The organism is Streptomyces sp. NPDC047706, from assembly GCF_043204795.1.
Taxonomy (GTDB): Bacteria; Actinomycetota; Actinomycetes; order Streptomycetales; family Streptomycetaceae; genus Streptomyces.
Map to the genome: position 1 here is coordinate 253,366 of NZ_JBIDCW010000009.1, position 10,366 is coordinate 263,731.

The 10,366-nt window shown below is 71.3% G+C and carries 7 protein-coding genes; 3 read left to right on the forward strand and 4 right to left on the reverse strand.

Features of this window, described 5'->3' with window-relative positions:
* Window positions 1-342: 342 nt before the first annotated feature.
* On the reverse strand, window positions 343-1,305 hold the full coding sequence (locus ACGF8A_RS13980) for an EamA family transporter (protein WP_393107641.1): 963 nt from the start codon (window positions 1,303-1,305) through the stop codon (window positions 343-345).
* A gap of 78 nt (window positions 1,306-1,383) precedes the next feature.
* Here ACGF8A_RS13980 and ACGF8A_RS13985 point away from each other — a divergent pair, with 78 nt between their 5' ends.
* Window positions 1,384-2,298 (forward strand): LysR family transcriptional regulator, encoded by a 915-nt coding sequence (locus ACGF8A_RS13985; protein ID WP_393107644.1) that lies wholly within the window; start codon window positions 1,384-1,386, stop codon window positions 2,296-2,298.
* A 14-nt stretch (window positions 2,299-2,312) separates the two neighbouring features.
* On the opposite strand, the gene ACGF8A_RS13990 is transcribed toward ACGF8A_RS13985, so the two are convergent.
* Both ACGF8A_RS13990 and ACGF8A_RS13995 read right to left on the reverse strand, forming a co-directional pair.
* Window positions 2,313-4,196, reverse strand: coding sequence for a LamG-like jellyroll fold domain-containing protein (locus tag ACGF8A_RS13990; RefSeq protein WP_393107646.1), 1,884 nt, complete (start codon window positions 4,194-4,196; stop codon window positions 2,313-2,315).
* A gap of 218 nt (window positions 4,197-4,414) precedes the next feature.
* Complete coding sequence (locus ACGF8A_RS13995) at window positions 4,415-6,085, reverse strand: tetratricopeptide repeat protein (RefSeq protein ID WP_393107648.1); 1,671 nt, start codon at window positions 6,083-6,085, stop codon at window positions 4,415-4,417.
* Window positions 6,086-6,362: 277 nt separating this feature from the next.
* Here ACGF8A_RS13995 and ACGF8A_RS14000 point away from each other — a divergent pair, with 277 nt between their 5' ends.
* Window positions 6,363-7,127, forward strand: coding sequence for a carbonic anhydrase (locus ACGF8A_RS14000; RefSeq protein WP_393107650.1), 765 nt, complete (start codon window positions 6,363-6,365; stop codon window positions 7,125-7,127).
* Window positions 7,128-7,186: 59 nt separating this feature from the next.
* Here the strand turns inward: ACGF8A_RS14000 and ACGF8A_RS14005 are convergent, their stop codons facing one another.
* Complete coding sequence (locus ACGF8A_RS14005) at window positions 7,187-8,404, reverse strand: alginate lyase family protein (protein ID WP_393107652.1); 1,218 nt, start codon at window positions 8,402-8,404, stop codon at window positions 7,187-7,189.
* A 214-nt stretch (window positions 8,405-8,618) separates the two neighbouring features.
* On the opposite strand from ACGF8A_RS14005, the gene ACGF8A_RS14010 reads away from it, so the two are divergent.
* Window positions 8,619-10,262, forward strand: coding sequence for a GMC oxidoreductase (locus tag ACGF8A_RS14010; RefSeq protein ID WP_393107654.1), 1,644 nt, complete (start codon window positions 8,619-8,621; stop codon window positions 10,260-10,262).
* The last annotated feature ends 104 nt before the right edge of the window (window positions 10,263-10,366 follow it).

A 10,366-nucleotide genomic window follows, 5' to 3' on the forward strand; every position in this document is an offset into this window, starting at 1 on the left:
TCCGCCGGTCCGGCCGCATCCGGCACGCCCCGGTTCCTGGCGCCTGGCCGGCTGCCGCCGCACCCGGCCTCGGCCTGGTAGGTTGACGCCGGCCAGGAAGTCCTCGTCGGCCGGCAAGGTCCTGACGGCCACCACGACCGCGTCCGGGACGGTGCCGTCGGCCCCGGAGCCCGCCGGCGCCTCGCGCAGGGCGCGCGGGTCGTTCGCGTCGACGGCGACCGGCGTCACCCTCGGATCGCCGCCCGGAGGCCTGCGGGACAGGGCGAGCACCCGGTGGCCGCGTCGGTCACCCGCTGCCCACCATCCCGGTGGCACCCAGCAAAGCGATCGTCGTACGGGCTGTCATCGCACCCGCTCCTCACTGACCTGGCCCCCCGCGCGCCCGCCGTGCGCGAGACGGCCGCGCGGCATCGGGGAGCTGAACTGCGCCGCCAGCAACGCGGCCGAGGCGAGGACGAACCCGGCGGACTGCGTCAGGCTCAACGACTCGCCCAGCCCGAGGCCGACGAGGGCCGCGACCAGCGGGGACAGCAGGACCAGCGGTGCGGACGCGCCGACCGGCAACCGCCCTATCCCGCGGAACCACAGCGTGTACGCGATCAGCCCGCCCATGCTGCCGAGCCACAGATAGCCACCGGCGGCCGCGGCGTCGATCCGGTGCGGCACACCTTCGATCGCGAGCGCCGGCGGGAGCAACAGCATTCCGCCGGCGGTCAGTTGCCAGCTCGCCAGCGTCAGGGGGCGCACCCCGGCGGGGCGGCCCCAGCGTTTGGTGAGGACGACCCCGCCGGCCATCGCCGCCGTGCCGCCGAGACCGGCGAGCACGCCGAGGGCGTCCAGCCGCGCATGCGGTCCGAGCACGACGAGTCCGACGCCCAGCACGCCGAGCACGCCCCAGGCCCACCGCCAGGCCGTCGGCCGCTCGTCGAGCACCGCGACGGCAAGCCCGGCGACCAGCAGTGGCTGGGCGGCGCCGAGGGTGGCGGCGACACCACCGGGGAGCCGTCCGGCCGCCAGGAACAGCAGGGGGAAGAAGGCGGCGATGTTCAGCACGCCCAGGACGGCGGCCTTCCACCACCAGTCCCCGCGCGGGAGCACGCGGGTCAGGGCGAGTCCGATCAGCCCCGCGGGCAGCGCCCGCATCAGCCCGGCGAAGAGCGGATGCCCGGGTGGCAGCAGTTGCGTGGTCACCGCGTAGGTGGTGCCCCAGGACGCCGGAGCGAGTGCCGTCAGTGCGACGGTCGCAGCCTGCTGAGCGGACACGCCGCGCGGCGGGCCGGGCGACCGCTCGGTCTGAGTCTCCATGAGGGAAGTCTCCGCGGCCCGTGTCATGAATCCAAAGCATGCTTGTCATAGCAGCCATGAACGAGAACGATGACTTGCGTGGACCTTCAGCAGATGCGCTACGCCGTCGCCCTCGCCGAGACGCGCAACTTCACCCGGGCCGCCGAGCGCTGCTCGGTCGTGCAGTCGTCGCTCAGCCACCGGATCGCCGGTCTGGAACGCGAGCTCGGGGTGCGCCTCTTCGCCCGGTCCAGCCGTCGCGTCGAACTCACCGGTGCCGGGGAGGCGTTCGTCGCCGGTGCCCGCGAGTGCCTGGCGGCCGCCGACCGTGCGGCCGCCGACGCCGCCGCCGCGACCGGCGTGGTGCGGGGCAGGCTCGCCGTAGGCGTGATCGTGACGACGGCCGCCGTCGACGTACCCGAACTGCTCCAGCGGTACCGCGCCCGGCACCCGCAGGTCCGCGTCGCCCTGCGCTCCGGACGCAGCGACGACCTGGTGGCGGCGATCCGCGAGGGCGAGCTGGACATCGCCTTCCTCGGCCTGCCGGAGAGCCGGCGGCCGTCCGGGGTGGAGTACGTCGTCCTCGATCACGACCGGCATGTGCTGGTGGTGCCGGCCGGGCACCGCCTCGCGGGCGCGCCCCGCGTCACCCTGAAGGACATCGCCGGGGAGACCTTCGTGGACTTCATGGCCGGGACGCCCGCCCGGGCCCAGTCCGACGAGGCGTTCGGCGCCGCCGGACTGGTCCGTGACGTCGCGTACGAGGCGGCCGTCGTGGAGCTGATGACCCGGCTGATCACACGGGGACTCGGCGTGGCGCTGATGCCGTCGGCGTTCATCGGCCCACTGGCCGCCGCCGATCCGGAACTGGCGCTGGTCCCGGTGACCGACGGCCCGCGCCGGGTGGAGTATCTGGCCTGGAGCCGCTTCAACCCCAGCCCGGCGACCCGCGCCGTGCTCGACGTCCTCGGGGTCAGGACACCGGCACGGCACGCGGGCCCGGCGAGCGTTTGAGCCGGCGACAGCGCCTACTCGGCGGGGACGAGGAACTCCCGCCCGGACAGGGGCCGGGCGACGATACGGGTGTCGCCCACCCAGCCGTAGAAGCCCTGGCCGAAGCGCTCGTCGAAGCTGGTGGCGCCGAGGACGAAGGGCTTGCCGAGGGTGGCGATGCCGGTGGACGGCTGGGACGGGTTGCGGGCGATCTTCGAGCCGTCCACGTAGAGCACCGTGCGGCGGCCGTCGTTGACGACGGCGATGTGCATCCACCGGCCCACGGGAACCGCGTGGCTCCACGACGTCGGATCGGCGTCCTGGCGGTGGGGGTAGACCACGAACTGGAGGAACCGTTCCGGCGACACGTTGAGGCTGCACGTGGGCTCCAGGGGCGACCATCCGGTGGTCTTGCCCGCGTCGCCGCTGCGCCCCTGCCAGCTGAGGATGCCCATCCAGCTGTGGTCGCCCTCGAAGGGCTCGGGCAGCCGGACGAAGGTCTCGATGGTGTAGCCCCGGGTGAACTTCTCCGCGTTCAGGGGCGCTTGCGCGGCGGTGGTCAGGATCGCGCCACGGTCGGGGTTCTTGCCGCCGTCGAACCGCAGGCTCGCGTGCGCGGGCTGGCCGGGGTGGTGGTCCCCGGACCAGGTGAGCGCGTCGGGCCCGCTGGTGTGCAGTCTGCTGACCGTCAGGTCGTTGCCGTTTCCGGACAGGTCCCGCACCACGACACCGTTCGCGACGGGCGTGCCGGGCTCCCCGGGGGCCCGGGTGCCGGAGTCGTCGAAGCGCCAGTAGGCGAGGGTGCCGCGCGGCATCACGGCGGACGGCGGGCGCGGGGCCGGCGGGGTGACCGGGGCGAAGCCCTCGAAGCGCTTGTCGAAGTCGATGGTGAGGCTGAACCGGTCGACGTCACCGGTGAGTTCGATCGTCTCGGCCTCCAGCGGCGACCTCTTCTGCGGGTCCCGGGCCAGGAACCAGGGCGAGAACGTCTCCACGTCGACGACGCCCCGGGCGAGGTCGAACCCGTAGGTGCGGATCATCCCGGCGCCGCCGTAGTAGCGGTCCTGGTAGTTGGTGATGTGCACGTGGACATCGTTGTCGAAGTCGTTGGTCAGGACCGTGCGCCCGGGGGGCCAGTAGTGGCCGCCGAGCGCCAGGAAGATCTGGTCGTTGCCCTTGATCAGGCCGTTCCACAGGCGCTCGCCGTTGCCCGACAGCGTCGCGCGGCCCTCGTCGTCCGCCCATGCGATGTCGTGCGTGGTGAGGACGGCGGGCAGGGTCGGGTGCGCGTCCAGCACGTCCTGGGCCCAGCGCAGTCCCTTGTCCGACACCCTCCAGTCCAGGGCGAGGACGAGCCACTCGCGGCCACCGGCGCGCAGCACGTGATACGTGTTGTAGCCGTCGGGCGAGGCGCCCCGGTAGGTGGGCATGGACGCGTAGCGCGCGGGGCCGAAGGCGGCGAGATAGGCGGAGTCGCCGCGCTGGTCGTCCGTCGAGGACCGGATGTCGTGGTTGCCGGCGAGGACGCTGTAGGGCACCTTGCCGTGCAGGGCGCGGAAGGTGTCGGCGGCGAGCTCGATCTCGTCCTCGGTACCGTGCTCGGTGACGTCGCCGAGGTGGGTCATGAAGGCGATGTTGGCCGAGGCGCGCTCGGCCGCGAGATAGCGGAAGGTCGCCCGCAGCGGCTCCGGGTCGGCGCTGTCGGCGTCGAAGAGGTACTGCGTGTCGGGCAGCACGGCCAGCGCGAAGCGCGGGCTCTGCGCGTCGAACCGGCCGCCGCGAGCCGCCTCGGAGGTCTGCGCGTGCGCGGCCGCCGGGGAGGCGAGGGCCGCGCCGGCCGCGCCGGCCGCCGGCACCGCGACCGCGGCGCGCAGCAACGCGCGTCTGTGGAGGGGGTTGTGTTCTTCTGCTGCACTCATGACTGCTCCAGGTGGGGTGAGCCGCGTCGGGTCAGGCCGTACGCTGCTCACTCCCGCTGACCGCACGGTGGCGCTCAGCTGAACAGGGGCAACCGGGTGCCCGACGTCACACCCCGCTCGAGGACCCCCGCACCGCCGGCGGACACCGCGGCGGTGGCGCGGTCGCCGGTGACCGGGCCGGCCGGTGTGACGGGCCTACGCACGCGCCGTCGGGTGAGTCACCGGTCCCGGCCGTCCGGAGCCGCGGGTACCTCCATGCGGCAGAAGCAGGACGAGGCGATCGGTACGTCCGCCAGCGCGGCGGCGATCTTCAGTTGCTGCGCCACGATCTCCGCCTCGCCGAGCTTGCCCAGCCGCGTCAGGCACTCGTGGAAGCCGTGCAGGGACCAGACGTTGCCGGGGTGCTGCTGGGGGCGGGGCAGGGTCGCGTCGAGTCCGAGGTCGGCCCGGTAGACCGCCTCGGCCTCGGCGATCCGGCCCTGTTCGAGGAGCAGGGCGCCGTAGGCGTGGCGGGCGGGCTGCATCCAGCCCCAGGGCTCGTCGTAGGGGAGGCTGTCGTCGAGCACGATGGACCGTTCCAGTGCGGCGAAGGCCTCGGTGTGGTTGCCGTTGCGGTACTCCAGTTCGCCGTCGAGCATCTCCGAGGCCACGGCGAGGATGTCGGCGCAGGTGTTGTTGAACAGGGTGCGGGACTGCGGGACCCGGGTGCGGGCCTCGCGGAACAGGCGGCGTTCGGCCTCGGCCTCGTCGGTACGGCCGGTCGCGGAGAGGGCGACGCCGCGGGCGTAGTGGAGCATCGCGGTGGTCACGCAGTACAGCCGGTCGTCCTCGGGGAACGGCAGTTCCAGGATGTCCGTCCAGCGGCCGAAGCGGATCAGGACATGGACCCGCATCGCGAGGAAGCCCTCCAGCCAGTCGGCCATGGGCGGGCTCTGCACCCGCAGCAGCTCCTCCGTGATGGTCTGCTCCAGTTCGGCCGCGGTCCTCAGGGCGGTCCGGGACTGGCCGAGGAACATCGCGCCGTAGATCTTGAAGTGGTAGTTGTGCGAGCGGTACAGGGTGTAGAAGTTCATCGCGCCGGAGCGGGCCAGGTACTTCTCGTCGGCGGCGATCGCCTCGCTGTTGCCCGCGACCACGCGCCGGTAGTCGCCGCACAGCACGTCCAGGTGCGAGGGCATGTGCTGGAGGTGGCCGGCGTCCGGCACCAGGCCCCGCAGCCGGTCGGCGACGGTGAGGGCCGCCTCGGGGGTGGCGGACATCTCCATCAGGTGGATGTACATGTGCAGTACGCCGGGGTGCCGTGCCCCGTCGTCGGTGGCGAGCGCGCGGTCGAGGACGTGCTTGGCCTCCAGGGTGCGGGCGCCTTCCGCGGGCTCTCCGGTGCGGATGTCCCACAGCTGCCAGGGCGTGAGGTTCATCAGCGCGTCGGCGTGGAGGGTGGCCAGGTCGAGGTCGCCGGGGTCGAGCTCGTACACGGCCCGCATGCGGTCGGCGTAGGGCTCGTTCCACACCGAGCAGTCCTCGACGGCCTCCCGCTGCGGATAGCGGGCGCGCAGAGCCTCGATCAGGGCGCGTTCGACGGCGGTGGCGCCGGACGACTTGTCGTGGGCGCGCTCCACGGCGTCGTGGGTGCGGTCGACGGTGCGGACCAGCTCCCGCTCGTCGAAGGCCTCCCAGGGCTTGTTGTAGTTGGGGCCGAGGGCGTAGGCGATCCCCCAGTACGCCATGGCGCAGTCGGGGTCGGCGGCCGCGGCGGCCTCGAAGCAGCAGACGGCCTCCTCGTGGTGGAAGGCGTAGGTCCAGATCAGGCCGCGGTCGAACCACAGCTGGGCTTCGGGGGACGTGGTCGTCACCGACCGGGTGTGGGTGCCGAGGTCGTAGTAGTCCATCGGTGTCTCCTGTGCTCGCGCGGGCGTCGCGGACCCGGATCGCCGGTTCCCGAACGGCACAATTCTCGGGTGCCGCAGGGCGGGTGGCGGCGCGCACGCACGCTCCGGGGGCCGTGGCAACTCGAAAGGGGGATCAAGGGGCAGCCGGGCCGTGAAGCCAAGCGCGTCCCTCGGGAGCCCCAAGCACGGATCAAGCCATGGGCATGAATTCACCACGCCGCCCCATGAATTCGTAGCGTGAACCCTTAGCCATGACACTGGGCATACGTTCGAGGTCGTGAATGTCGACGACGCACCTTCCCGAGGCACCGGCCGTCCGCGAGCCTCGTCCCCCGCGGCGGCGGCTCACCGCCGCACCCTCCTGCGCGCCGGCCTGACCGGCGCCGCGGCGCTCGCCGCCGGCCTCGCCTTCGACGCCTCCCCCGCGTCCGCCGTCCCCGCGGCGCCGCACCACCGTCCCGGTACCCCCTCGCAGGCCCTGCGCGCCCTCGATGCGGGCAACCACCGCTGGCGCACGAACAGCGAGCGGCATCCGCACGAGTCACCGGCCGTCCGGCAGGCGCTGACGTCCGGGCAGCATCCGTTCGCGGTGGTCCTCGGCTGCGTCGACTCCCGTGTGCCACCGGAACTGGTCTTCGACCAGGGCCTCGGCGACCTGCTCACGGTCCGCAGCGCCGGCGAGGTCCTCGACGAGGCCGTGCTCGGCAGCGTCGCCTACGGCGTGCTCGAACTGGCGGTGCCGCTGGTCGTGGTCCTCGGCCACCAGTCGTGCGGGGCGGTCCGGGCCGCCGTCGAGGCGGAGGAGTCCGGTGAGCGGCTGCCGGAGCGCATCCAGTACCTGGCCGACCGGATCAGCCCGGCGATCGACCACACGAAGGACGGCGACGCCCGCGTCGACGCGACCATAGACGCCCAGATACGGCTCGTCCGCTCCCGCCTGGCCGCCGAACCCGACCTGGCCGCCAGGGTGACCTCCGGTCAGCTCGCCGTCGTAGGCGCCCGCTACGAGCTGACGACGCAGCGCGTGCACCCCGTCTCCTGACACGGGAGGGGGCGAGCGGACCCCGTCGGCCCGTCCGCCCCCTCGGTCCGCGCGTTGCGTCAGCCCGGGTTGTCGCCGTGCGTGAGGGTCTCCCAGGCGACGAAGAGGTTGTTGCTGCCGGACGGGCGGTTGCGCGCGGTCAGGGCCGCGGTGTTGGTCATGGCGTGGCCGAGCCGGTTGTGCAGGGCGTTGTAGCCGACCTCGGTGACCGGGCCGAGCCCGAGGTGCAGCGAGCCGCCGCACAGCCAGCCCGGCACGCCCGCGCCCATCTCGTACTTGGCCTGGAAGCCGAGCGCGTGCCGCAGCCGTTCGCCGACATCGGTGCCGTAGAGGTCCTGGCCCTGGATGCGGCTGGTCTCGGCGACGTGGGAGATGGCGGATATGCCGTAGCCGGTGTGCGTGAGGTCGCGGCAGGTCTCCTGGGTGAGGCCGGTGACGAAGGTGCCCTGGCCCTGCCAGTAGTTGACGATCTTGTCGCGGGTGTTGAGGTTCTGGCTGGGGACGGTCTTCGGCAGGGCGCCGTCGGACTCCAGGTAGACGTAGGCGGCGGTGCGGGTGCGGAACTTCGCCATGGCCTTGTCGTACGAGGCCCTGTCCTCCAGGAAGACGGAGATGCCGATCGCGGCCTCCATCATCGACAGCTCCCAGTTGCCGTTGGAGTTCGAGCCGTTGATGATCTCGGGCAGATAGACGTTGCGGAGCATGGTGGCGAAGCGGCCGGAGTTCGCCCAGCCGCCGGTGTACGTGTACTTGATGATCTCGGCGGCCTTCGGCCAGGAGGAACCAGCCCAGCCGGTCTGCAAGGGGGCGTTGCTGTTGGTGTGGTCGCGGATGACGGCCGACCAGGCGTCCATCAGCTCGATGGCCTTCCGGGCGTGCCGCTCGTCGCGCGTGATGTACCAGGCGAGTGCGTGGGTGTACGCGGCGATCGCGTCCTCGCGCTCGTCGGTGCAGCCGTGGTTGGGGTTGGAGTACGAGCCGCACTCGACCACCGCGCGGGGCTTGGGCGTGCGGTTCAGGTCCGCGTACTTGCTTGCCCTCATCCGGTCGAAGGCGCCCTTCCAGGGCTGGGCGCCGGCGCCGACCTTGCTTCGGGTGAAGTCCAGCTGACCCTTGGAGACGGTCACGCCGGGGTGGACGAAGGTGGCGGGCGCGGCGCCGGCGCCGGGTGCGCCGGGTCCCGCGACCAGGGTGGCCACGAGGGCCGCGGCCGTGGCGGTGGTGGCGAGGAGCGGGCGGCGAGCCCGGCGGCGGGGACGGACGGGGGCGTCTGTCATGGGGGAGGTCCGTTCTCGTATGTGAACGACTGGCGACTGACTGAACGCACACACTGGCCGTGACCATAGGTACGGACCAGCCTTCCGTCAAGACGCAAGGGAAGAAGGGGTGTTCGGAGGCGGCGCGCGAGAAGTTACCAATTGGTATGCCGTGACTTCGCATGCCAACGGCAGTAGAACCCGTTTCGGTTCACTCGAAATCGAGGAGTGCCGTATGAGCGCTGACCTCCAGAAGAAACCCCCACTGAGCGGAATCTCCCGCCGTCGATTCATCGCAGGAACAGGTTTCATTTCAAGCGCCCTTGTACTCAATGGCAACGGCTCGCCCGCGCTCGCGGCGCGGCAGCAGAACGCCGCCGGGATCGAACCGGGTGCGCGGATTCCGGTCCTGGTGATCGGCACCGGGTACGGCGGCTCGGTCGCCGCTCTCCGGCTCGCGCAGGCCGGTGTCGACGTCCACATGGTCGAAATGGGAATGGCCTGGGACACCCCGGGTCCGGACGGGAAGATCTTCGCCAACACGACCAGCCCCGACTACCGTTCGTTCTGGCTGCGCACCAGGACCAAACACCCCCTGAGCAACTTCCTGGGCTTTCCGCTCGACAAGAACGTCCCGCGCTACACCGGCATTCTCGACGCCGAGGAAATGGGCGGGATCACGGTCTACCAGGGCCGCGGAGTCGGCGGTGGATCACTGGTCAACGGCGGCATGGCCGTCACGCCGAAACGCGAGAACTTCGCGGCCGTACTGCCGTCGGTCGACGCCGACGAGATGTACGACGTGTATTACCCACGCGCCAACTCCGAGCTCGGCGTCAGCACGATCGACCCCGCCTGGTTCGAGACGGCGTCGTGCTACCAGTACGCCCGGGTGGGCCGCAGACACGCCCAGCGTTCCGGATTTCCCTTCGTCTTCGTGCCGGACGTCTACGACTGGGAGTACATGAAGCGCGAGGCCGCCGGCACGGTCCCGAGATCGGCGCTGGCCGGTGAGATCCTCTTCGGCAACAACCACGGCAAGAAGAGCCTCCAGCAGACCTATCTCGCCCGGGCCCGGGCCACCGGAAAGGTCACCGTGTCCCCCCTGCACAGGGTCGCTTCCGTCACTCCGGCGTCCTCGGGCGGTTACACCGCCGCCATCGAGCAGCTCGACACCGGCGGCGGCGTCACGGCCGTGAAGACGGTCACCGCGGCCCGGGTGTTCTTCGCCGCCGGCAGCGTGGGCACCAGCAAGCTCCTGGTCCGTCTCAAGGCCCAGGGCGCGCTGCCCGGCCTGAACGGCGAGGTCGGCAAGGGCTGGGGCGAGAACGGCAACGTCATGTGCGGGCGCGCCAACCACATGTGGGATCCCACCGGCGCCCTGCAATCCTCGATTCCGACCGCGGGAATCGACAACTGGGCAGCCGGCGGAGCATTCGCCGAAGTCGCTCCGCTGCCCACCGGAATCGAGACGTACGCCTCCTTCTATCTGTCGATCACCAAGAACCCGCACCGCGCCGAGTTCTCCTGGAACCCGGCGAGCGGAAAGGTCGAACTCAACTGGCAGACGGCCTGGAAACAGCCGTCGATCACCATGGCCAAGTCGATATTCGACCGGATCAACGCGAAAGAGGGCACGATCTACAGGACGGATCTCTTCGGCCTGTACAAGATCTGGGGCGACCACCTCACCTACCATCCCCTGGGAGGCGCGGTGCTGAACAGGGCGACGGACAACTACGGCCGTCTGCACGGCCATGTGGGCCTCTACGTCGTCGACGGGGCGCTGGTCCCGGGCAACGCGAGCGTGAACCCGTTCGTCACCATCACGGCGCTCGCCGAACAGAACATCGAGGAGATCGTCGCCACCGACTTCTGACCCGCCTAATACTCCAGCCGTAGATCGTGATCTTCATGCCTGAGTGGCTTGTCGACGGTAGTGGCTGGCCTGGGATCGGGCCTGGTGGCGGCGCCGCCAGTCGG

Bases quoted from the DNA above. Each gene is read 5' to 3' on its own strand.
- ACGF8A_RS13995 (WP_393107648.1), bottom strand. From the start codon at position 6,085: ATGGACTACTACGACCTCGGCACCCACACCCGGTCGGTGACGACCACG.
- ACGF8A_RS13980 (WP_393107641.1), bottom strand. From the start codon at position 1,305: ATGGAGACTCAGACCGAGCGGTCGCCCGGCCCGCCGCGCGGCGTGTCC.
- ACGF8A_RS13990 (WP_393107646.1), bottom strand. From the start codon at position 4,196: ATGAGTGCAGCAGAAGAACACAACCCCCTCCACAGACGCGCGTTGCTG.
- ACGF8A_RS14010 (WP_393107654.1), top strand. From the start codon at position 8,619: ATGAGCGCTGACCTCCAGAAGAAACCCCCACTGAGCGGAATCTCCCGC.
- ACGF8A_RS14005 (WP_393107652.1), bottom strand. From the start codon at position 8,404: ATGACAGACGCCCCCGTCCGTCCCCGCCGCCGGGCTCGCCGCCCGCTC.